Source organism: Curtobacterium sp. MCPF17_050 (assembly GCF_003224435.2).
Lineage (GTDB): Bacteria > Actinomycetota > Actinomycetes > Actinomycetales > Microbacteriaceae > Curtobacterium.
Map to the genome: position 1 here is coordinate 3,224,366 of NZ_CP126250.1, position 21,647 is coordinate 3,246,012.

General features: G+C 68.9%; 24 protein-coding genes. 8 read left to right on the plus strand and 16 right to left on the minus strand.

Annotation, left to right across the window (positions count from 1 at the left end; translation table 11 throughout):
- The first annotated feature begins 20 nt into the window (after window positions 1-20).
- The gene (locus DEJ34_RS15400) at window positions 21-1,091 is read left to right on the plus strand and encodes a zinc-binding alcohol dehydrogenase family protein (RefSeq protein WP_110910614.1); all 1,071 of its coding nucleotides are present in this window, start codon (window positions 21-23) and stop codon (window positions 1,089-1,091) included.
- A gap of 24 nt (window positions 1,092-1,115) precedes the next feature.
- Here DEJ34_RS15400 and DEJ34_RS15405 read toward each other — a convergent pair whose 3' ends face one another.
- The 4 genes from DEJ34_RS15405 to DEJ34_RS15420 form a co-directional block, all read right to left on the minus strand.
- On the minus strand, window positions 1,116-1,340 hold the full coding sequence (locus DEJ34_RS15405) for a hypothetical protein (RefSeq protein WP_110824414.1): 225 nt from the start codon (window positions 1,338-1,340) through the stop codon (window positions 1,116-1,118).
- Between the two features lie 171 nt (window positions 1,341-1,511).
- The gene (locus tag DEJ34_RS15410; protein ID WP_110910615.1) at window positions 1,512-2,348 is read right to left on the minus strand and encodes a hypothetical protein; all 837 of its coding nucleotides are present in this window, start codon (window positions 2,346-2,348) and stop codon (window positions 1,512-1,514) included.
- Between the two features lie 93 nt (window positions 2,349-2,441).
- Window positions 2,442-3,629: an adenosylhomocysteinase gene (locus DEJ34_RS15415; RefSeq protein WP_110910616.1), complete on the minus strand. Its 1,188-nt coding sequence runs from the start codon at window positions 3,627-3,629 to the stop codon at window positions 2,442-2,444.
- A 116-nt stretch (window positions 3,630-3,745) separates the two neighbouring features.
- Window positions 3,746-3,889, minus strand: coding sequence for a hypothetical protein (locus DEJ34_RS15420; RefSeq protein WP_181420297.1), 144 nt, complete (start codon window positions 3,887-3,889; stop codon window positions 3,746-3,748).
- A 98-nt stretch (window positions 3,890-3,987) separates the two neighbouring features.
- Between DEJ34_RS15420 and DEJ34_RS15425 the strand changes: the two genes are divergently transcribed.
- Entirely contained in the window at window positions 3,988-4,482 is a 495-nt protein-coding gene (locus tag DEJ34_RS15425) for an ASCH domain-containing protein (RefSeq protein WP_110910617.1), read from the plus strand.
- A 57-nt stretch (window positions 4,483-4,539) separates the two neighbouring features.
- Here the strand turns inward: DEJ34_RS15425 and DEJ34_RS15430 are convergent, their stop codons facing one another.
- On the minus strand, window positions 4,540-5,574 hold the full coding sequence (locus DEJ34_RS15430) for an aldo/keto reductase (protein WP_110910618.1): 1,035 nt from the start codon (window positions 5,572-5,574) through the stop codon (window positions 4,540-4,542).
- A 120-nt stretch (window positions 5,575-5,694) separates the two neighbouring features.
- On the opposite strand from DEJ34_RS15430, the gene DEJ34_RS15435 reads away from it, so the two are divergent.
- Complete coding sequence (locus DEJ34_RS15435; RefSeq protein WP_110910619.1) at window positions 5,695-6,240, plus strand: TetR/AcrR family transcriptional regulator; 546 nt, start codon at window positions 5,695-5,697, stop codon at window positions 6,238-6,240.
- 122 nt (window positions 6,241-6,362) lie between these two features.
- On the opposite strand, the gene DEJ34_RS15710 is transcribed toward DEJ34_RS15435, so the two are convergent.
- From DEJ34_RS15710 to DEJ34_RS15460, 5 genes are all read right to left on the minus strand, one after another.
- On the minus strand, window positions 6,363-6,671 hold the full coding sequence (locus DEJ34_RS15710) for a glycerophosphodiester phosphodiesterase family protein (RefSeq protein ID WP_110910620.1): 309 nt from the start codon (window positions 6,669-6,671) through the stop codon (window positions 6,363-6,365).
- Window positions 6,613-7,407, minus strand: coding sequence for a glycerophosphoryl diester phosphodiesterase membrane domain-containing protein (locus tag DEJ34_RS15445; protein ID WP_110910621.1), 795 nt, complete (start codon window positions 7,405-7,407; stop codon window positions 6,613-6,615). Before DEJ34_RS15445 ends, DEJ34_RS15710 begins: the two co-directional genes overlap by 59 nt.
- Before the next feature lie 277 nt (window positions 7,408-7,684).
- Window positions 7,685-8,698, minus strand: coding sequence for an SDR family NAD(P)-dependent oxidoreductase (locus tag DEJ34_RS15450; RefSeq protein WP_110910622.1), 1,014 nt, complete (start codon window positions 8,696-8,698; stop codon window positions 7,685-7,687).
- A 72-nt stretch (window positions 8,699-8,770) separates the two neighbouring features.
- On the minus strand, window positions 8,771-9,916 hold the full coding sequence (locus DEJ34_RS15455) for a hypothetical protein (RefSeq protein WP_110910623.1): 1,146 nt from the start codon (window positions 9,914-9,916) through the stop codon (window positions 8,771-8,773).
- Window positions 9,913-11,097, minus strand: a complete 1,185-nt coding sequence (locus DEJ34_RS15460) for an ABC transporter permease (protein WP_110910624.1) — start codon at window positions 11,095-11,097, stop codon at window positions 9,913-9,915. The genes DEJ34_RS15455 and DEJ34_RS15460 overlap by 4 nt, the downstream gene beginning before the upstream one ends.
- 108 nt (window positions 11,098-11,205) lie before the next feature.
- On the opposite strand from DEJ34_RS15460, the gene DEJ34_RS15465 reads away from it, so the two are divergent.
- Entirely contained in the window at window positions 11,206-11,778 is a 573-nt protein-coding gene (locus DEJ34_RS15465; RefSeq protein WP_110910625.1) for a TetR/AcrR family transcriptional regulator, read from the plus strand.
- A gap of 24 nt (window positions 11,779-11,802) precedes the next feature.
- Here DEJ34_RS15465 and DEJ34_RS15470 read toward each other — a convergent pair whose 3' ends face one another.
- Entirely contained in the window at window positions 11,803-11,943 is a 141-nt protein-coding gene (locus DEJ34_RS15470; protein ID WP_181422173.1) for a hypothetical protein, read from the minus strand.
- A gap of 9 nt (window positions 11,944-11,952) precedes the next feature.
- Window positions 11,953-12,144 carry a hypothetical protein gene (locus DEJ34_RS15475; RefSeq protein WP_110910626.1) on the minus strand — a complete coding sequence of 64 codons (192 nt, stop codon included), beginning with the start codon at window positions 12,142-12,144 and terminating at the stop codon, window positions 11,953-11,955.
- Window positions 12,145-12,344: 200 nt separating this feature from the next.
- On the opposite strand from DEJ34_RS15475, the gene DEJ34_RS15480 reads away from it, so the two are divergent.
- The 3 genes from DEJ34_RS15480 to DEJ34_RS15490 all read left to right on the plus strand — a co-directional run bounded on the left by DEJ34_RS15480 (window position 12,345) and on the right by DEJ34_RS15490 (window position 16,434).
- Window positions 12,345-13,433, plus strand: a complete 1,089-nt coding sequence (locus DEJ34_RS15480) for a sensor histidine kinase (protein WP_181422174.1) — start codon at window positions 12,345-12,347, stop codon at window positions 13,431-13,433.
- Window positions 13,433-14,092 carry a response regulator transcription factor gene (locus DEJ34_RS15485; protein WP_110910628.1) on the plus strand — a complete coding sequence of 220 codons (660 nt, stop codon included), beginning with the start codon at window positions 13,433-13,435 and terminating at the stop codon, window positions 14,090-14,092. Before DEJ34_RS15480 ends, DEJ34_RS15485 begins: the two co-directional genes overlap by 1 nt.
- Window positions 14,093-14,223: 131 nt before the next feature.
- The gene (locus tag DEJ34_RS15490) at window positions 14,224-16,434 is read left to right on the plus strand and encodes an MMPL family transporter (protein ID WP_110910629.1); all 2,211 of its coding nucleotides are present in this window, start codon (window positions 14,224-14,226) and stop codon (window positions 16,432-16,434) included.
- 436 nt (window positions 16,435-16,870) lie between these two features.
- Here the strand turns inward: DEJ34_RS15490 and DEJ34_RS15495 are convergent, their stop codons facing one another.
- A complete protein-coding gene (locus DEJ34_RS15495; protein ID WP_349775005.1) occupies window positions 16,871-17,380 on the minus strand; it encodes a MerR family transcriptional regulator in 510 nt (169 codons plus the stop codon).
- On the opposite strand from DEJ34_RS15495, the gene DEJ34_RS15500 reads away from it, so the two are divergent.
- Window positions 17,321-18,031: an SDR family oxidoreductase gene (locus tag DEJ34_RS15500; RefSeq protein ID WP_110910631.1), complete on the plus strand. Its 711-nt coding sequence runs from the start codon at window positions 17,321-17,323 to the stop codon at window positions 18,029-18,031. The genes DEJ34_RS15495 and DEJ34_RS15500 overlap by 60 nt on opposite strands.
- 197 nt (window positions 18,032-18,228) lie before the next feature.
- On the opposite strand, the gene DEJ34_RS15505 is transcribed toward DEJ34_RS15500, so the two are convergent.
- The 3 genes from DEJ34_RS15505 to DEJ34_RS15515 form a co-directional block, all read right to left on the minus strand.
- Window positions 18,229-18,813 (minus strand): hypothetical protein, encoded by a 585-nt coding sequence (locus DEJ34_RS15505; protein ID WP_146236863.1) that lies wholly within the window; start codon window positions 18,811-18,813, stop codon window positions 18,229-18,231.
- 745 nt (window positions 18,814-19,558) lie between these two features.
- Entirely contained in the window at window positions 19,559-19,960 is a 402-nt protein-coding gene (locus tag DEJ34_RS15510) for a GNAT family N-acetyltransferase (RefSeq protein WP_110910633.1), read from the minus strand.
- Window positions 19,961-20,298: 338 nt separating this feature from the next.
- On the minus strand, window positions 20,299-21,642 hold the full coding sequence (locus DEJ34_RS15515) for an NtaA/DmoA family FMN-dependent monooxygenase (protein ID WP_146236864.1): 1,344 nt from the start codon (window positions 21,640-21,642) through the stop codon (window positions 20,299-20,301).
- Between the last annotated feature and the right edge of the window lie 5 nt (window positions 21,643-21,647).

A 21,647-nucleotide genomic window follows, 5' to 3' on the forward strand; every position in this document is an offset into this window, starting at 1 on the left:
CCGGAGAGCGAGGAGCCCGCATGACCGCCGACGACCCCACCACCACGAACGCCGCACTCTTCCTGCTCAGCCCCCGCGGCCCCTTCGAGGTCCGCCCCACCCCGGTGCCGACCCCAGCCGCCGGCCAGGTCGTCGTCCGCGTCCGTGCCGTGGCGGTCAACCCGGTCGACGCGATCACCGGCCCGCTCCGGCGCCTCGTGACCCCGTGGGTGCGCTTCCCGACCGTCCTCGGCAGCGACGTCGCCGGCGAGGTCCTCGCCGTCGGACCGGACGTCACGGCCCTCGCGGTGGGCGACCGGGTGACCGCGTTCGCCGCCGGACAGGAGAAGCCGCGGAACAGCGCGGCCGAGGGCGGGTTCCAGCGGATCGTGACCGTCCTCGAGCGCGTCACCACGCGCCTCCCGGACGACCTGTCATTCGAGCAGGCCGCCGTCCTGCCGCTCGCGCTGGCGACGGCGGCTGCGGGGCTGTACGAAGCCGACCAGCTGGCCCTCCCCCTGCCGTGCGACGGCACGGACCGGAGCGACCAGGTGGTCCTCGTCTGGGGCGCGTCGACGAGCGTCGGGAGCAACGCCGTCCAGCTCGCCCGTGCCAGCGGCTACACGGTGGTCGCGACCGCCGGTCGGGCGAACCACGACCTCGTCCGTTCCCTCGGCGCCGACACCGTCCTGGACTACCGGGACGACGACGTGGACGGCGACGTGGTCGCGGCACTGCGGGGCCGTCGGCTCGCGGGCACGATCGCTATCGGCAGTGGATCACTCGGGCACGCCCTGCGGATCACCCGTCGTGCATCGGGCGCGAAGCGCATCGCGTCCGCCTACCCCGATCCGGTCACCGCGGTGCGGTCGCGGATCGCCCGCCTCCGCGGCATCCGCGTCTCCGCCATCTGGGGCGGGACCCCGGTGGTCTCCCCCGTCGGTCCGGCCGTCTTCCGCGACTTCCTGCCCGCGGCGCTGGCCGACGGGCGCTTCCGCGCAGCCCCGGAAGCGATGGTCGTCGGGCACGGACTGGAGGCCCTCCCCGGTGCCCTGCAGACGCTGCGGAACGGCGTTTCCGCCCGCAAGGTCGTGGTGTCGATGGGCGACTGAGTCCCCGCGCCTCGAGGCCGTCGATCAGGCGAGCGAACCCACGACGCGGTAGCCGTACCCGTCGGCAGCGAGGGGGCGGTGCAGGCGGGCGTGCGTCGCCGCCCACATCCGTCCCAGGTAGCGGAGTCGTTCCGGGGCCATGCCACGAACGGTCAGGTCCACGTCCTGGGCTCCCGGCTCCTGCAGCACCAGGGTGCGCAGGGTGCCGGTCGGGTCGAGGGTGACGTGCTTGGCGGTGGTGCTGGTCATGGTGGAGCTCCTTCGTCGCGTTCCGTCCGGGACCCGGAGGGTCGGGGGCGCGCTGTGTCCCACGATCCTCGGTCCGGCGTGCGCGTGGGCACAGGCGCAGGGGACGCACGGTCCCGGTGCGCCTGACGTGCAGCCGCGGTGGAGTCAACGTCAGCCGTGTGCCCGAACTCGTCAGTCCACGACGCAGTGGGTGACCACGCCCAGTTCGAGTGTCGACGCCTCGTGTCCGGGCGGCGGGACAGGAGACTCCACGTCGACGAACAGGTCTCCGGAGCGCGTCGAGACGACCAGCCGCGAGACGCCACCGGTGTCGTCGTCCGTCTCCACCTCGACGGAGCGGCCGTGTGCCTCGGCGTCCTCGCGGATGGCGTCGAGCGCGTCCTGGACGTCGTCGACCTCGTAGGACTCGAGGTCCACACTCGACCAGTCGGCGCCGTCGTAGCCGACGGACAGGTCGCAGATGTCCCCGCGCAGCCATCGCATGTCGTCGGACGACTCGCTGCCGGGCTCAGGGGCGGAGCCGGACGGCGGTGGCTCCGGCAGCGTGGCGACGGCGTCGGCGTGGACCTGCTCCAACTCGTCGCGCATCGAGTCGGGGTCCTGCCGTTCTGCGGCCGTGGTGCGGTCGAGCGCGGCCCGGTACTCCTGCGCGTCCGGGATCCGGGTCGCGAAGAGCGCCGGCGCCAGCAGTGCCGTCAGGAGCAGGCCCGCGGCGCCGCCGACGAGCGCACCCGCGAAGGACGGCGACCGTCGGACGACGCACAGGACGGCGAGCACGACGGCACCCGCCATCGGGACCAGTCCGCCGAGGACGATCGCGAGGACCCACACGTGGAGGTGCTCGAACGCGTTGGCGGGATCCCCGAACGACGAGTCGAGGCTGAACCCGACCAGGATGCAGAACGCGACGACCGCGAGCACCGGGCCCAGGACCGCCAGGGCGATCGACCACTGCCGCAGTCGAGTGTCCCGATGGACCACCAGGTCGTCCCGCTGCACGTTCGTCATGATCCCCCCGACCAGTCAGTCACCACCGTAGCCAGGGAGCACGCTCCGCGTCCGGTCGACGTGGATCTCCCCCGGTGCTGCGGCACCCCAGCGCTACCGGCCGTCCTTCCCGAGCATCGCGACGAGCGCAGTCGCCAGCCAGTGATCGACGTCCGCCGGCACCGGCCCGACCTCGGACGCCGGGACGTCCCCACGGGCGATCGCCGCGAGGCTCCGCGCCTGCAGCGACAGCCCGAGGTCCATCGCCTGGATCGGGTTGCCGCCCGCGGCCGTGAGGTTGATCATCCGCGTCCCGGACAGCGTGACGACCTCGCGCCCGTCGACCAGGCGGTGCAGGACGCGCGCGTCCGGGTCGGAACCCGGCCCCGCGAGATCGGTGGTCTCCGCGGTCACCGTGAGCAGGGCCTCCAGGTCGAGCTCGAGCCCCTCGTGACCGACGCCCGCGATGACGACGCCGTCGCGGAGCAGCGCGATCTCGGCGGAGCCGATCACGCCCCGCGCGCCGGTCGCGAGGAAGAGCAGTTCGGTGCCGGGCAGCACCGCCTCCATCGGGCCGACGCGGTGCCCGCGCATGATCGCCTCGAGCGCGCGGAACGGGTCCGTGTCGACGACGCTCACGACGGCCCCGAGGCTCCGGAGCGTGTCCGCGACGCCCTTGCCGCACGGGCCGTACCCGACCACGGTGGCACGGGCTCCCGGCACCATGGCGTTCGTGGCGTTCATGAAGCCCTGCACGATGCTCTGTCCGACGCCGTGCTCGTTCTCGACGATGAGCTTCAATCGGCTGTCGTTGATGACGACGACCGGGAAGTCCGGTGCCTGCGGCAGGGCGCGGATCGCAATGCCGCCGGTGGTCGTCTCCTCCGTCGCGCCGAGGAACGTGCTCGACCGCGGCGCTCCCCTGGTCAGCTTCGCGATGAGCTCGCCGCCGTTGTCCATCACCAGGTCCGGCAGGGCGGCCAGCAGCTCGTCGAGGTTCCGGTCGTGCTGCTCGGCGTCGTCACTGCGGCCGCCGATCACCGTGACGCCGAGCGCCCGGAGGGCCTCCGCCGTCTCGGGCACGGTCGTGCCGACGTTGCCGGTGATCGTCACGCGGGCGCCCTGGTCGAGCAACCACCGGCACAGGACGGCGGTCTTCGGCTCGATGTGGATGCAGATGCCGACGTGCAGCCCGGCGAACACCGGGGCGTCCTGTTCGATGCTGGCCGCGAGGAGCGGCATGGACCGGGTGGCCCAGTCGATCGCCGGGGAGCCGGAGGGGGTGAGGGTGCGTGCGGGCATGACGGTGCTTCCTGTTCCGAGAGGTGGATGGTGCGGGGTCGGGCCGCTGCTCCCCCGCCTGGTGTGGCGGGGTGGGAGCCGTCGGCCTGGAGGCGCGGGGCGCGCCCGTCACGCATCTACGGATGGAGCTCGCGGCGGCTGTCGTCGCTGCCGTACAGGTCGGCCTTCTCGGCGGAGACGACCGGCATCCAGCGCGGGGCGGCGACCGCTGCGCGCTGGCGCGGCGGCACCGCGCTGATGGTGCGGACGCGCGTGGTCATCGGGACTCCGGGAGGCTCGTGGGGACGGATCGATCCTGTCACGTCCGGTGCGCCGCGTGGCCGTCTGACCGATCTGGTCCCTCGCTAGGGTCACTGCTGTGAACGCACCCTCGCCGTCGGTCGTCGCCTTCTGGGAGGCGCGCCGCCACGACTCCCCCGATCTCCCCGATGCTGTTCCCCCCGCGTGGGCGTTCGGTGCGACGCCAGACCACGCGGACGCCCTGCTCGACCTCGTGCTCGCCGGCGTGAAGGACGGGACCGCGTCCTCGCTGTGGGACCACGAGGCAGCCGGTGAACCGCTGCCGGAGGCAGGCGAGTACAGCATCGTCCTCGACGGCGCCGACGAGCCGCGAGCCGTGCTCGTGACGACCGACGTCCGGATCGTGCCGTTCGACCGGGTCAGCGCCGAGCACGCCCGCGCCGAGGGTGAGGGCGACCGGACCCTCGATTACTGGCGCGCGGCGCACGAGCGGTACTGGCGGGAGCACTCGGAGAACCCGCGGGGGTGGGCGCCGGACATGCCGGTGGTGTGCGAGCGGTTCCGGGTGCTGTGGCCGGAGGAGACCGACGGGCCAGGCTCGCCAACGCCCTGAGGATGCTGTCGTCACCGCATCCAGGCGCCCGTCGTCTCGAGGGGCCGGCCGTCGCCCTCAGGCCGCTCGGCGCTCAGGTGCCGGACGTCGACGCAGGCTGGCCTCCAGGACCGCCGGCGGCGCGTACTGCTGGTCGAGCCGTCCGACGTCCGTGCCCGGCGGGACGATCGCGTCGATCCGGTCGAGGACCTCGTCCGACAGCGCCACGTCGGCGCCTGCGAGCAGGTCGTCGAGCTGCTCCATCGACCGCGGGCCGATCAGTGCACTCGTGACGCCGGGATGCGCGATCGCGAACGCCATCGCGAGGTGGGTCATCGGGATGCCCGTGTCCTCGGACAGCGCGACGACCTGCTCGACGGCGTCGATGCGTCGCTCGTCCTGGTTGTGGCGGAACATGCCGACACGGGCGAGGTCGCTCTGCTGGCCCTTGCGGAACCGACCGGTCAGCATGCCGCCGGCCAGCGGGCTCCAGACGAGGGCGCCCATGCCGTAGCGCTCGACGACGGGCAGGACCTCGCGCTCGATGCCGCGGTTCAGGATCGAGTAGGTCGGCTGCTCCGTCCGGAACCGCTCCAGGCCCCGGCGCTCCGAGGTCCACTGCGCCTCCACCTGGAGCGACGCCGGGAAGTCACTCGTGCCGATGGCACGCACCTTGCCGCTGCGCACCAGGTCGGTCAGCGCCGACAGGGTCTCCTCGAGGTCGACCGTGTCGTCCGGTCGGTGTGCCTGGTACAGGTCGATGTGGTCGGTCTGCAGACGGCGGAGCGAGTCCTCCACCGCGCGCATGATCCACCGACGGGAGTTCCCGCGGCGGTTCGGGTCCTCCCCCATCGGGCCGTTGAACTTCGTGGCGAGCACGACGTCGTCACGGCGACCCGCGAGCGCCTTGCCGAGCAGGGTCTCCGACCCACCCTGCGAGTAGCGGTCGGCGGTGTCGATGAGGTTGATGCCGGCGTCCAGTGCCCGGTGGACGATCCGGATCGAGTCCTGTTCGTCACCGTTGCCGATGCGGCCGTCAGTGCCGAGCATCATGGCGCCCAGCGCGAAGGGGCTGACCTGGAGGCCGGTCTTGCCGAGGGTGCGGTACTGCATGGGTTCCTCCTGTCGATGGCGTCCCGCGTGCGGATGTCGTAGGCTGACTCGAAGTGGAACGCTCTTCCGGAACTATACGGAACGTGTTTCCGTTTCACAACCCCCATCCGAGGAGGACCCGTGCGTGCCGACGCCCGCCGCAACCTGGACGCGCTGATCGACGCCGCGAAGGCCGTCTTCGCCTCCGAGGGCGTCGACGCCCCTGCCAAGGCGATCGCCGACCGTGCAGGTGTCGGCGTCGGCACCCTGTACCGCCACTTCCCCCAGCGATCCGACCTGGTCGTGGCGGTGTTCCAGCAGGCCGTCGAAGCCTGCGCGGACGCCGCCGACGACCTGCGCGCAGCACACGCGCCCGACGAGGCGCTCGCTCGGTGGCTCCAGCGGTTCACGGAGTTCGTCGCCACCAAACGCGGGCTCGCCGCCGCGCTGCAGTCCGGCGACGCCGCCTTCGCAGCCCTCCCCGCCTACTTCGTCGCACGGCTCGGTGGCACCCTGGCGGAGTTGCTCGACGCAGCGTCAGCAGCCGGAACGGTCCGCGCCGACATCGACGCACCCCAGCTGCTCCGGGCGGTCGCCGACCTGTCCCACGGTGCGGCGACGCCCGAGCAGAGCCAGCAGCTCGTCGGGCTCCTGGTCGACGGGCTGCGCTACCGCGCCACCGTGTGACCATCGCTGCCCCTCAGATGTGGGGTCGTGCCCGTACGTCGGCATCAACAGGATGGGTCGGGTCCGCCCGATCTCCCGCTCCTGAGGAAACGATGACTTGCTACACCACGACCGGCGCCGACTCAGCCGACGTTGCCGTGCATCCGCACAGTCGTGCTCGTGACCGCGGCGGTCGACATCGCGTCGATGTCCTCGTCGCGGCCGGCCAGCACGAGGAGGTCCGTGTCGTGGCTCGCGACGAAGGTACCGTCCCCGGTCTGCTGGACGTCCACCTCGACGCGGTCCGGGTGCAGGGCTGCCGCTGCTTCGAGGCCGGCGATGGTGTTCTCCGGCCCGCCCCGGTCGTACCCACGGTGGGCGATGACCAGGGGATCAGTCGACGTGCACGCCGTCGGGCTGTGACACGGCTCGCGACGGCACGAGGAGCGCAGTGCACCCGACGACGGCCACCATCACCACGGCGACGATCCGACGGGTGGTCGGACCCGGGGCGTTGACCCGTTCGCCGATCGGGCTCCCGATCCCCCTGGCGCTCTGCACGGTCGCCACGACGGAGAACGCGACCGCCTGCGCGGTCACCACCGTGAGCGTGGAGAGGACCAGGACGGGCAGGACGTCGACGACCGCCCGGAGCTGCTCGGAGGGGATGAGTTCGACGAGCGGAGTCGAGGACCAGACGACCACGACGCGTGCGATCGCGGAGCTGACGAGCAGCACCGTCATCCGTCCCGCGACGGGCAGACCTACGGAGCGGGTCACGCGGAGGCTCGAGAGCAGGCCCCGGATCGGTCCCTCCCCGGCGACGACCGTGAACGCCGGAGCGAGCACGATCCGGAAGCTGACGAAGACGACCAGGGCGGCGAGGCTGCACCAGAGCGCTGCACTGAGCGGCGCCTTGAGGAACTCACGACCGATGAACGGCGGAACTGCCACTTCGCCGGTGATCGGCGCGAACACGGTGGTCCCCGCCAGCGGTTGCAGCACGGCGAGCTGCAGTCCGGTCACGAGGACGCCCGGCCGCAGGAGCCGAGGGGCAGCCGACAGGACCCCCCGCAACACCGCACGCACTGACGGTCGTCGGTCGGCCCGTCGGTGATCGGCGACCGTCAGGACGAGGACGGCCCAGCCGAGGGTGGCAGCGAGCGTGAGACCCGAGGCGGTGGCCATGCCGGCGAGAGCGACGGGTCACCGATCAGGGTGACGAAGCCGCCCGGGGTCGCGGTGACCCCGCCGGCGCGGTCGGTCACGAGCGTTAGCGACCACTTTGCCGCTGGACGCACGATCACCGCGATGACGGCTTAGACCGCCAGGAGCAGCAGCCACACGCGAACCGGGAGCCGGACCAGCTGGGCGAGCGTGTCGTGGACGGGCGACACCACATGACGGACGGGAGGCGCGACACGTGTCCGCATCACGCCTCCCGTCCGTCGTCTCGTCGGCTCTGTTACTGGATGGACCAGCCGCCGTCGGACGGCAGGACGACCCCGTTGAGGTTCGTGCCGTCGTCGCTGAGGAGGAAGGTGATCGACGCGGCGAGCTGCTGCGCTGTGGCGACCGCCGGGATCGTCTGCAGGAAGGGCTGCAGGCGGGCTGCGCCCATCTCGGAGTCGAACCGCGTCGGGATTCCGGTGGCGACACCGCCCGGCGCGATCGCGTTCACCCGGATCCCGCTCGGGCCGTACATGAACGCGCTGCTCTTCGTCAGTCCGACGACGGCGTGCTTCGACGTCGTGTAGGCCATGCCGGCCGCGTTGCCGCGCAGTGCCGCCTCCGAGGCGATGTTCACCACTGAGCCGCGCCCTGCGGCGAGCATCGCCGGCAGGACCGCACGGGTGAGACGGAACGTCCCGGTGACGTTCACCCCCATGACACGCTCCCACACCGCGTCCGAGGTCTCGTGGAGCGGGGACATGGTGTCGGTGATGCCCGCGACGTTCGCGAGCCCGTCGATGCGGTCACCCGCGGCCTGCACCACGCGCTGGACGTCGTCCTCGCTCGTGATGTCACCGACCACCGTCACGACGTCGGCGTCGGGCAGCTCGTCGACCAGCGCTCCCAGACCGGCTTCGGCGATGTCGACCGCGATGACACGGCCGCCCTCGCGGGCGACGCGGGACGCCGTTGCGCGGCCGATACCGCCGCCGGCACCGGTCACGACGACGGTCTGGCCCGCGAAGCGGCCCGGCACGATGGTCTCGCCGCTGCCGTCCGATGCCCCGTCGGCGGGCATCTCCCCGCCGTTCGCGGCGCGGACGAGGCCGTCGATGGCGGCCTGGGGCAGCTGACCGTTCGAGAGCGCGACGAGCTGCTGCAGCGGAAGGCCGCGCGCGGGGGTGAGTGTTTCGGGGTCGGTGCCGCCCTGAGCGAGGAGGCCGCGGATGAGCTCACCGCCGATGGGGTGGTCCAGCCATGTGCCGACCGTGGAGGATCCGGTGAGGATGACGTTGTCGTTCGACATGGTTGTGTCCTTTCTCGGGAGGCGCTCGAGAGCGCCGTCATGGACGGTGTGCAGGTGCACGCCGAGTGGTGGTCAGAATCCGGCGCCGGCGGCCGCGGTCGCGGTCCCGCTCTCGACGCCGTCGGGGGTGCTCGAGCGGCGTTTCCGGGCCACGCGACCCGCCAGCACGGTCAGGACGACTGCGGCGATCGCCCAGATGCCGAGCTGCAGGATCCAACGACCGGCGTTCGCGCCGTCGAAGTAGATGATGCTGCGCATCGCTTCGTAGCCCCCCGCACCGAACCAGCTGTTGTGCACGCCCTGCCAGAACGTCGGCAGCATCGACACGGGGGAACTCCCACCGCTCGAGGGGAAGTTCAGTGCGACGAGGAACAGGATCTGCCCGAAGATCGCCGCGTTGCGGAGGAACGTGTTCAGCACGATGGAGAGCAACCCGACCGTGAGTGTGTAGAGCATGCCCACCCCCAGCACTGCGGCGATCTCACCGAAGGTGCGGTCGTAGTCACCGACGAAGATGCTGAGCATGCCGAAGGCGATGACGGGGACAAGGACCGCTGCGATGGCGGCGACACCTGCGGCGGCCCGGGTCGTCGCTCGGGGCATGGCCTGCGCGACGACGGTGATGGTCATGAAGGCGCCGACGGTGCAGGCGACGAGGAGGAAGAACAGCACACTGCCGCCCGGGTCACCACTCGTGGTGGGAGCGACGTCCTTCGCGGTGACTGATCCGCCGAGCTCGTCGGCCACCTGGGTGCCGAGGTCCTGCACGGCGCCGACAGCGGTCCGGCCACCTCCGGAGGCGATGACCGTGGTGACGTTGCCGTCGTCGTCGATCAGGATCGCACCGGCGGCGTCCCGGTCCGCCACGTCCTGCGTCGCTGCGACGGTGCTCGTGGTGCGGGTGATCTCGAAGGCACCCTCGGCGCGATCGTCGACCTTCGCTGCGATCTGCTTCGTGACGCTGGCCGGCCCCGCCATCGTGAGCGTGAAGTCGTGCGGGACGGGTGCGTGGAGGGCACTGAGGTAGCAGAGACTGAAGGTGATGATGAAGAACAGCGGCATCATCACCACGGCGATGACGCGGGTCTTGGTGGACGCTTGCCGGCGTTCGTCGACGGACCCGGTGCTGACGACCTGATCCAGGTGGTTCTCCGGCATCGTCATGAGTTCGCCGTCGCCGGTGGAGCGGTGGGCGCGGTGTTCCGCGTGGGCGTTCATCGGGCAGTCTCCTCGGCGCTCAGTGCGGGCTGCGGTGCAGGTCGTTCCGTCGGTTCGACCACCAGGTGGCGGTGCTCCAGCGGCACGGGGCGCAGCTCGGCGAGTTCGGCCTGCTGGCGTCGGGTGGTCTTGGTGAGGTGGACCACGAGGTTGACCAGCAGCAGCCCGACGGTCCAAGCGGCCAGCTGCGGCAGCCAGCGTCCGACGCCGTTGCCGCCGAAGTAGATCAGGGACCGGAACGACTCGTAGGCACCGGCACCGAAGTAGGTGTCGTGGACGTGCTGCCAGAACGTGGGCAACATGTCATGCGGGATCGCGCCGCCCCCCGACGGGAAGTTGAGGAACACGACCAGGCCCATGATCGCGATCGTCGCCGCGTTCCCGAGGAACTGTTGCGCGAGGATCGCGATGTTGCCGACGGTGAACACGTAGAGCGCGTCGATCGCGAGGACACCGACGATGGTCCCGAACGATGCGCCGTAGTCACCGACGAAGATCGAGGCCATCGCGAACGTGAGGATCGGGGCTGCGATGGCGGACGCTCCGATGACGGCGAACCGGGTGACGAGCTTCGCCTTCGGAGCGACCTGCATGAGCACGATGATCACGAGGTACCCCGCCAGCGACGAGTAGACGAGGAGGTAGAACAGCGACGTGCCGACGCTGTCCTCCTTCGACAGCGGTGCGACATCGACGGTCTTCGCCGTCGTCCCCAACTGCTTCGCGACCTGATCGCCCACGGCCTGCACCGCTGACGCAGCGGGGCGGCCGCCACCGTTCGCGACGTAGGTGGTGACGGAGAACTGCTGCTGCGCCGCGGCGGAGCCGGTGGCATCGGCACCGGCACCGGCATCGGCGCCGGGGCTGACCGGCTCGATCTTGATCGCTCCGGTCGCATCTCGACGCTCGACGCTCCCACGCGCTTCCGAGAGCACGTCGGTCTGGGTCGCCGCGAACGCCGCCTGGTCGTCGAGCTTCGTCGTGATGTCGGTGACGACCTGCGCCGGCCCGGCGATCGTCAACGACAGGTCGTTCGGGGCTGGGTTGTGGATGGCGCTCCCGAACGCAAGCGGGAAGAACACGACGAAGAACAGCGGCATGACGAACGCGGGCAGGACACGGAGGAGAGCGTTGCGCTCCTTCGGTTCCGCGTCATCCTGCGGGGGGCTTGCTTGGGACATGACTCTCCTGGATCAACGGTGTTGACAAGAGTCAACCGCGTTGACAGCGTGGTGTCAACTCTGTTGACAGAACTCGGGTGGTCGACCCGGAGATGGGATGATCGGGCGATGGACGACAAGGAAGCGCGCCCGCGGGCGGACCGATCGGCGAAGGTCAAGGACGCCATCCGGGCTGCTGCGACGGCGATGTTCGCCGAGGAGGGCTACCACGCCACCGGTGTGCGGGACATCGCGCGGACCGCCGGTGTCGACCCGGCGATCGTCATCCGCCACTTCGGGTCGAAGGAGGGCCTGTTCCTCGAGACCATGTCGTTGCCCCCCGTGTGGCGTGAAGCGTTCGACGGGCCCGTCGACCAGGTGGGGTACGCGATCACCCGCCTGATCATGAGCGGACGAGAGGGCGGTCTCGGTCCGTACGCCGCGCTCATCCGCGCGTCCGACCGGCCGGAGGTGGCCGAGAAGCTCCGCCGAGCGTTGATCGAGGACTTCGTCGTCCCGCTCGCTGCTCGTCTCGATGGGGAGGACGCTGCATTGCGTGCCCACTTGTTCACGGCGCAGGTGCAAGGGCTGATGGACGTCCTCGCGGTGCGGCCGGACCAATTCCTGCTGGACACCCCAGCAGACGTCATCGTTCAGTGGTACGGCGCTGCTCTGCAGCGCACGCTGACCGGTGCGCCCTGAAGCGCGGGCGTACTGCGTAGTCAGTCACCGCACGGAATGGGTGTCAGCCCTGTCCGGACGATGACCCGAACCGTCCTCGGACTCGAGGTCGCGGAGGTAGGCGGTGATGTCGAGTGGCTGCGTGTCGAGGAGCGTGATGTCCTCGGGTCGGATCATCCGTTGCATGGCCTCGTCCTATCGGTTGATCACGCTGCGGGCACCGGCGTCGACGCCCATGGCGGCGAGGATCGTCATGAACCCTGCGAACCGGATCACTTCGGAGAGGCCCTTGAGGGTTCCCCATGCCGCGATCTTCGGTACGCGGGTGATCGCCCGACGCTGCGCGGAACGGGTCGGGGGAAGTGCGGGGCGGGTGATGACGGTCATGATCGAGTCCTTTCGAGGAGTGGTACGTCGATCATCGATCGGCTGCGGATCGAGGACGTCGTCGATCGGGACCGGCCGGTGTACTGCGTTCGCAGTACACGTCCCCCTGGTAGAACGGCCACACTCGGAGGATGACGAGTACGGGTGACATCGCGCTGCCACGGAATCCCTGGTGGTTGCGGTGGCCGAGCGTCCTCCCGATGGGTGCCACCGTCGTCGCGATCATCGCTGCCGTCGTCGACAGCGTGCGTATCGTGGTGCACGGCGACGCCCTGCTGCTGCTCGTCGGGGTCGTACTCGGTGCCGTGGGAGCCTTGATCGCTGGGCGTTGGTCCTGGCTCGGCCTGCTCCTCGCAGTCGCGGGCACCGCGGTGACCGCCATGCAGGCGTGGGATCCCACTGCTGAGTGGACGATCGTCGTGTTCGTGCTCTTCGCGATCACGTTGCGAGGAGCGCCTCCCGTCCGCGGCATCATCGCGAGTGCGTTCCCCGTGTACTTCGTCGTGTCAGTGAACACGGGCGGGTTCGTCAGCCCTGATGCGTTGGCAGGATTCGCAGCGTGCATCGCGGGCGGAGCCGCTGGTGCTGGCATCCGGAGCCAGCAGCGGTACTGGGAGAGTCTGCGGGCGCACGCGCGGGAAGCGATCGCGACACGAGACGCCGAAGCGAGCCGGCGAGTCGACGAAGAACGCTTGCGGATCGCCCGCGACCTCCACGACGTGGTCGGCCACCAGATCGCGGTGGCGAGCATGCACCTCGGCGCAGTCGAAGTGACCGTGCACAACAAGCCGGATGCTGCCGCACGGGCAGCCGCCGAAGCACGCAAAGCCCTCCGCGCAGTGACCGGCGAAACGCAGCAGATCCTCGAGCTCCTCCGTTCCCGTGATCGAACCCCTGACCACACCGTCGCAGGCCTGGCGTCGTTGCCTGCGCTCATCGCCTCGTTCGAGGCGCTCGGACTGGACATCCGCAGCGACATCTCCTTGCCGACAAATGAGGTGGTGCCCATGACCGGGATGACCGTCTACCGCGTCACGCAAGAGGCGCTCACCAACGCCCACCGGTACGGCGCCGGCCACGTCACTCTCTCCATCAGCAACGACGGAAGCAACATCACGGTCGTCGCGCGGAACGGTCGCTCGACAGCAGACGACGGACACGGCAGCGGATTCGGATTGATCGGGATGCGCGAACGAGTCGCCGCTGCCGGTGGTTCTCTCGATGTCGAGGACGACGAGGCCAACTTCACTGTCCGCGCCTCCATCCCGATCAAGGAAGCAACCCGCTGATGACGACGATCCTGCTGGTAGATGACCAGGCCATGATCCGCGTGGGACTGCGCACCATCCTCGATTCCCAGGACGACCTCACCGTCGTCGGCGAAGCCGGTGACGGCTTCGAAGCACTGGAGGCCCTCCGGACAACACCGGTCGACGTCGTCCTGCTCGACATCCGGATGCCGGGTATCGACGGCGTCGAGACGACGCGTCGGATCCGTACGACCCTCACGGCCGAGCAGACCAGGATCATCATCCTGACCACGTTCGAGCACGACGACATCGTCGTCGCCGCGCTCCGGGCAGGCGCGAACGGGTTCCTGGGGAAGACCGTCGGACCGTCCGAGCTCGTCGCCGGGATCCGAGAAGTCGTGCTCGGTGGAGGAGCGCTCTCCGCGGCCGCACAAGCAGCCGTGATCAGCCAGGTGGCTGCGCAGCCTGCACGGACAGCGGACCCCGACGTACTCGCACGCCTCGACGCCCTCACCCCACGAGAACGCGACGTCGTCGTGGCGATCGCCCACGGCGCCGACAACGAGGAGATCGGCCGGACGATGTTCGTCTCACCGTTCACGGTGAAGACCCACGCCAACCGGGCCATGGCGAAACTCGGTGCCCGTGACCGAGCGCAACTGGTGTCACTGGCGTACCGGGCGGGCCTGGTCGACTGACCGGTGTACTGCGAACGCAGTACACCGATCACTCCAGGTAGACGACGCCCAGAGAGGCCGCTTCTTCGAGCATTGAGAAGTACCCGCCGCGCGCCCTTGTGCGGCTTCCACTTCTCCATTCCGGGAGCATCATGCCCAAGGTCCTCGCCGCGATCGGACGCTTCAGCGCCCGGCACCGGCTCATCATCGTCGCCGCATGGCTGGTGATCTTCGCCGCACTCACCGCGGTGACCGCCACCGGCATGAACACCGACGCCACCGGCTCCGCCGGCAACGACACCGCGGCCGCGAAGGCGCTCACCACCGTGCAGAACAAGTTCGACGTGGGCTCCTCGGGCAACGGCGACGCGAAGACGTTGCAGCTGGTCCTCGAGACCCGTGGTGGTGCGAAGGTCACCGACGAGGCCACCGCGGCGGAGATCACGAAGGTCCTCTCCGACGCGGAGAGCCTGCCGCACGTGAAGAGCGTCTCCGACCCCTTCAACCAGCAGAGCCCGATGGTGTCGAAGGACCGCACCACCATCGTCTCGACCCTCACGTTCTCCGGCCTCACAGAGGCCAATCAGGAACAGACCTACGACACTGTCCTCGACTTCGCAGCCGATCAGCGAACCGACTTCAACGCGGAGGTCGGCGGGCACCTCTTCGGTGACACCTACGCCACGTTCGGCCCCGGCGAGGTCGTCGGCATCCTGATCGCGTTCCTGGTGCTGTTCCTCACCTTCGGCTCGCTCCTGGCTGCCGGCGCGAACATGCTCGTCGCCATCACCGGTGTCGGTATCGGCACCGTCGGCGTCCTCGCGTACTCCGCGATCAACCCGATCCAGGCCACCACACTGACCCTGGCGACGATGCTCGGTCTCGCAGTCGGTATCGACTACTCCCTGTTCATCCTGACTCGGTTCCGATCCGAACTCCGAGAAGGGCGCACCGTCGTCGACGCCGTCGCCCGAGCGACCGGAACCGCCGGCACCGCCGTCGTGTTCGCCGGCCTCACCGTCATCATCGCCCTCGTCGGACTCGTCGTGACGAACATCGAGACGATCACCGTGATGGGCTTCGCCGGCGCATTCAGCGTCCTCATGGCCGTGCTCATGTCCCTCACTCTGCTGCCGGTGCTCCTGAAGACCCTCGGCCTGCGCGCGCTGCCCCGCAAGCAGCGCAAGCTCCTCGCGTCCGGGCAGTCGATCCCGCAGCGCACCGCGAACCGGAAGAGCTTCCTGAACGGTTGGGCCACCTTCGTCACCAAGCGGCCCTGGCTCGCACTCTTCGGTGCCGTCGTGGTCCTCGGCGTCATCGCCGCACCTGTGCTTGACATGAAGACGGCATCGAACATCCCGGGCGGCTCGGACCCCGCCTCGTCCGAGCGGAAGGCGTACAACCTCATCGTCGACGAGTTCGGTGGCATCCAGTCACCGCTCCTCGTCCTGGTGCAGGGTGACGGTGTCAGCAGCAAGCTCACCTCCGTCGAAGACGAGATCACGGGCCTCGACCACGTCGAAGCCGTCGTTCCCGGCCAGATCACGAAGTCCGATGACGCCGCCTTGCTGACCGTCATCCCGACCGGCGGACCCATCGCCGACAGCACGAAGCAACTCGTCACCGACATCCGCGACGAAACCACCGCGATCAGCGGGGTGAGCGTCGAGGTCACCGGTGAGACCGCGATCGGTCTCGACAACACGGCGCAGATGAACCAGGCTCTGATCACCTACATCATCGTGATCGTCGCCCTGTCGTTCCTGCTCCTGATCGTGATGTTCCGATCCCTGCTGGTGCCCCTGTTCGCCACCCTCGGCTACCTGTTCTCCGTCGGTGCAGCCTTCGGCGCATCGGTCGCGATCTTCCAGTGGGGGTGGCTCGACCCGCTCATCGCCGCTCCGCAGGGCGATCCGATGCTCAGCCTCCTGCCGATCATCCTCGTCGGCGTCCTGTTCGGCCTCGCAATGGACTACCAGGTCTTCCTCGTCTCCCGGATGAAGGAAGAGCACTCCCGAGGCCTCAGCCCGAAGGACGCGGTGCACTCCGGCTTCACCAAGTCCGGCACCGTCCTCGTCGCCGCAGCGACCATCATGGCCGTCGTCTTCGCCGGCTTCGCCACCAGCGAGATGGCCGTCGCCGCCTCCATCGCCGTCGGACTCCTCGTCGGCGTCCTGGCAGACGCCTTCCTGGTCCGGATGATGATCATGCCGGCACTGCTGTCCCTCTGCGGTGAAGCCGCATGGTGGATGCCCCGCTGGATGCAGAAGATCATCCCGAACCTCGACACCGAAGGCCACGGACTCGACCGAGCCACCGAGCGCCAGCGAGGAACCGGCAGCATCTCGGTAGCTGCCCAGTAGTCCCCCGACAGAACGAAGCCGTCCCGCCTGCCACCGCAGCGGGACGACTTCGTTCTGCCACTCCGCCGGTGTCCACTCGACCGTCGGTGGTGTTGTTCGTTCCTCGCCGTGTCCGAGGATGACTCGCTGCGCGCGTTGGTGCAGGGTGCAAGCCCCACCGGGTCGCGAATGGGCTCAGTCGACGACGTCGCAGACCCCGTCGAGTTCTTCGTCGTGCCGCTTGCGCGGTGGGTCAGCGGCAGTCAGTTGCTCGTTGGCGGCGGACAGAACTGACGTCAGCACATCCGTGATCACGACCCCGCTCGAGCCCCGAGTTCGAGCGGGGTTTCTGACACTTGAACAACGACTGTCGACTGTGATGGCTCTCCGCCCTGCAGGTGCAAACACCGCGGCGCCACGCAGGGCGTGGTGCTCACGGGCAGGGGGAACGACCCGGTCAAGCGGCGGCTGCGTTCGCTGAGGAGCGACACTGTTCTGGTGGCCGCCCCGCGACTGATTCCGCCGCGATGTCGCGGAGCCGTGTGAGGCGATCGTGGGTGGCGGTGAGGTCCTCGATCTGGCGTTGGATGCGATCGCTCTCCTCGTCGAAGTGGTCGAGCATCGTCGGTGTCGCGACGCCGGTGTCGAGGAACGGCAAGAGTTCGACGATTCGGCGACTCGGCATGCCCGCTGCGTAGAGCATCTGCATGAAGCGCACACGCGTCACGTCGGAATCGTGGTACTCCCGGTGCCCGCCCGTGGTCCGCTCCGACTCGAGGAGTCCCTGTTCCTCGTAGTACCGAAGCGACCGAACGCTGACGCCAGCGCGTTCTGCAAGTGCACCGATCCGCATTCTTCGGCTCCTGGGCTTGATTCTCACGTTGATGTCAGGTTCTAGCGTAGCGGCATGAACCTCTCTGGAGCCACTGCCCTCGTCACCGGCGCGAACCGCGGTATCGGTCGTCATCTCGCCGCCCAGTTGGTCGCACGCGGGGCGAACGTGTACGCGACCGCCCGACGTCCAGAACTGATCGACCTCGAGGGTGTGGAGCGCCTCGCCCTCGACATCACCTCCCCGGCGTCCGTCGCCGCGGCCGCCGCTGTAGCGACCGACGTTGATCTGTTGATCAACAACGCCGGTATCGCGACCACAGCGACCCTGTTGGGCGATCTGGACGCAGCGCACGCCGACATGGACACGAACGTCTGGGGCACCCTCAACGTCATCCGCTCCTTCGCACCTGTCCTGGCCGCGAACGGCGGTGGGAGCATCGTGAACATCGCGTCGGGCGCCTCCTGGCTGGCGATGCCAGGGGCCTCCGCCTACGCGGTGTCGAAAGCTGCCCTGTGGAACATGGGCAACGCGTTGCGTCATGAGCTGGCCGGACAAGGGACAACGGTGACGTCCGTGCACCTCGGAGTAGCCGACACGGACATGGCGGCGGGTGTTTCGATGGCCAAGACCGACCCGGCGGACGTTGCGCGCGCAACCCTGGACGGGGTCGAGCGCGGCGACTACGAGGTCGTGGTGGACGAGCAGGCTGCGTTGATCAAGCAGATGCTCGCCCGGGATCCCAAGGAGCTGTACGCGGTCGTGGCTCAGATGCTCGCATCATAGAAGCAGCCCGAGGACACCTGGCGTGCGTGCGAGGGCGCGTCGGAGAGGTGCTCGCGACCGAAGGCGGCGACCGAACAAGAGCAGCGACCATCCCTGAAATGTGTGGGATGGATCGCAGGCCCGGATCCGAGCGCTGTCATCTGCGCCAAGCCACCTGCTGCTCGCGTCATGACGAATGAGCGCCGGAGACCTCCTCGTCAGCAGCTCTTCACGTCCGGTGCCATCATCCCCACCCCGACCGGCAGTGTCTCGGTCCGCAGTGTGCCGAGCGGCCCGTCCGTCAGGAACCGCAGCCCGGTCACGTGCCCCGAGTCCGCCCCCGGCCGGAGGTGCATCTCGGCGGCGACCCGGATCGACCCATTCGCCGGGATGACCGCGCCCCGGGTCGGCAGCACGTGGTCCGCGTCGATGTCATCGGAGAAGTAGCCGAACATCGCGCCCTCGTCGACGCCGACGATCGGTCGCGCGAGTTGCACGCGCACCGACTTGAGCCCGGCGTCCCACGTCATGCGGGTCCCTCGGATCGTCACCGGCTCGGCCGACGGGTTCTCGACGAGGAACGCGACGGTCATCACCGACTCATCGAACCCCGGCCTGTCCTCGGACCATCCGCCACAACCACCATCGGCAGCGACCGTCCGCAGGTCGGGTCGGCCTGGCTGCTCTGCGACGACGAGGCCGGCGAGCAGCACGAGAGCGCCGATCGTCGCGGCGGAGAGGACGCCCCGGGCCCCCATCCACCACCGGCCCTCCGCTGTCGGCCGGCCTTCGTTGGCTGTCATCGCGTCGGTCATCGGGTCTCCCGTCCGGCCGTCGGCGCGGCCACGCCGCGATCCTGACATACGCGCGATACCAGCGGGTACCGGCCGCGCTCCCCACGCTCACGATGAGACCCATCGCCCGGGTCACGCTCTTGCGGGCCCTCGCGGCACCACGCGTGGTCGTGATGGCAGACCGCGGATGCTTGGCGTTGGAGACGTCGGCACCGTACTGCGCCTGCACGGCGACGGGGTCGACGTCGGCGGCGGCCATCTGCTCCGCGTGGCGGTCGCGACGGTCAGCGCTATCCCACGCCGACAAGCCCGCCGCGGGTGCTCCGCAGCGGCGCCCTGCTCACTTCCAGCCGCCTTCTCCGCAGCGGTACGCGCAACCAAGAGCCGGTCCCGGAGCCCCACCGCGTTGTCGATGCGGTCACGGGTGTCGCTCGTGACTTCGTCCGTCGGACGGTTGCTCGTGACGATCACGTTCGCTGCGAACTTCTCGATCCGCTTGGTTTCGTATTCGTTGAGAGTGACGGTGACATTGACCAAGACGACCATCATGATCTGACCTTCCGCCTTTCACGGGCGACTACCCGCGCCTCGGGTCCGTCCCTATCGAAGGGCGAGCCGAGGCCATCGACCGGTCGCGCAACTCAGCACTACGCACTGCCCCGAGCACGACCAGGGCCTCATCATCGTCGCTGCCGAACAACGCTGCGACGACGGGACGCGTGGTGCTCATGACAGCTGGCCGGTAGAGGATGGGCTAGCGAACGCTCGCTACGTCCATGCCGGGTCCGCTCTCAGACCGGCGCTCAAAGCCGTGGCGTTCGTAGAACTCAGCCCGACCTCGGGCCGCGAAGAGCTGTACGTCGTCCACTCCGCGGCGACGTGCCTCGTCGACAAGGCGCGCGAGGACTTGGCCGCCGATACCTCCACCTCGAGCCTCTTCGGTGACGATCATCTCCGTCACGAAGGCGTGAAGCGCCCCGTCGCTGATGAGCCTGCCCATGCCAACCAGGCGGCCGGCGTCATCCCTGACGGTGCAGACGATCCAGCTCCCGGACAGGGCACGCTCGAATCGGTCCAGAGCCCAGTCCCCCCAACCAGTCTCGTCATAGAGCGTCTTGAACTCCATCGCGGTCGGCGCGGAGAAGGAGTAGTCCATCCCGAAACGGTACTGCGAGACCTTCCCGCAAGCCGCTCGTCCACCGGTACGCGACTGGCGGACAACACGACAACTCCTGTCGGCGGACTCACTACTTGTCGCCGACTCCGCTTACGAGTCTCGGCGACGGCGCGCGTGTCACTCGATTCGACCAAACATCTTGTCGCCGTTTCGACGGCGCTAAGGCCGTCTCGATAGTCCATGACCGGACGCTTCAGAAACGATCGTTTCTGACAAAGCACCTGTCCGCTTCAGCACCGGCACCGGCACAGAGACGATCAGCGGACCACCCATGTGAGACGCACGGTCGGCCACTCCGCGTTAGTGGACTATCGCGGTTAGTCCTCAGCCGCGCGGTCTGTAAGGCGGGGGTCGCGGCCGATCTGCTCGGCGAGGCCGAGGTGCTCGCGCAGTGTGGACCCTCCGTAGTCAGCGGGGCGGAGGCCGCGGCGCCGAAGGATCGGAACGACCTGGTCGACGAAGTCGTCAAGGCCGTCGTGGAGGTCATCAACAACGATGGAGAAGCCATCGGTGGCCCCGGCTTCCACCCACTCTTGAAACATGTCCGCAACCTGCTCCCCGGTGCCGACCACGCCAGGGTTTTGGTCGAGGACTCCATGGCCCAGGATTTCTCGCAGGGATCGCCCTTCGGAGGCGAGCCGGTGCGCCAGGACCTCTTGCCGTGACCCGGAGCGGCGCTGCATACCCTGGACCTGCGTCACCGTGAGGGGCTTGTCACGGTCGCGGGCGTCGAGGCGAAGGCCGAGCATCATTGATAGATGCGCCAGGCGCTTGTCGATGCCAGCAGCGTCCTCCAATGCCATGCGCCGCTTCACGGCCTCGTTCTCGGTTGGTCCGAGACCGAAGGTGGCGAAGGAGAGGTACTTCACCTCGTCCGCGTCGCGGCCAGCCGCTTCGGTCACGGAGCGCATCATGTCCCGTTGTGACCGGCTTTCCTCGATCGAAGAAGGCATGCCGATGATGCCGTTGGCGTACATCCCCGCAGCCTGGACGCCGGCACCGCTGGCGAAAGGCATGAACACGACCGGTTGCCCCTGCTCCGACGGTGGGATCTGCAACGGGCCTCGTGAACCAACCTGGCGCCCCTGCAGGCCGATCGGCCGGATGTGGGAGGTGTCGGCGAAACGCCCCGTGACCTTGTCCGGGGCGCCTGCCTCACGTCCCCAACTGGCCCACAACGCTTGGGTGATCTGCACGACTTCGTGAAGTCGTCCGTACTTGTCTTCCCGGGACGGCACAGGCAGCCCGAAGTTGGCGAAGGCTTCTGGCTCGTAGCTCGGGATGAGGTTCCACCCGGCGCGGCCGTGACTCATGACGTCAAGTGCTCGGAGCTGACGGGCGATTCCGTACGGCTCGTTGAAGGAGGTGGATACCGACGGAACCAGCCCGATCTTCGTCGTCTGCGCAGACACGGCGGCGAGCAGCATGACCGGGTCGATGGACACGATGGGCGGACCGGATTCCAAGTCCCCCCAGATGAAGGTCCGATCGGGGTAGAACAGGTAGTCGAGTCCGCCTCGTTCAGCGGTCTGGGCAGTTCGTACGTGCGCGTCCACATCGGTGTACTCGTCCGGCTTCGCCCATGGCATGCGCCATGCTCCCGGGTGGTTGCCGTAGGGAGTGCCGAGCATCGCGCCGAGGAGCATTGTCCTGCCCGTCATGGACA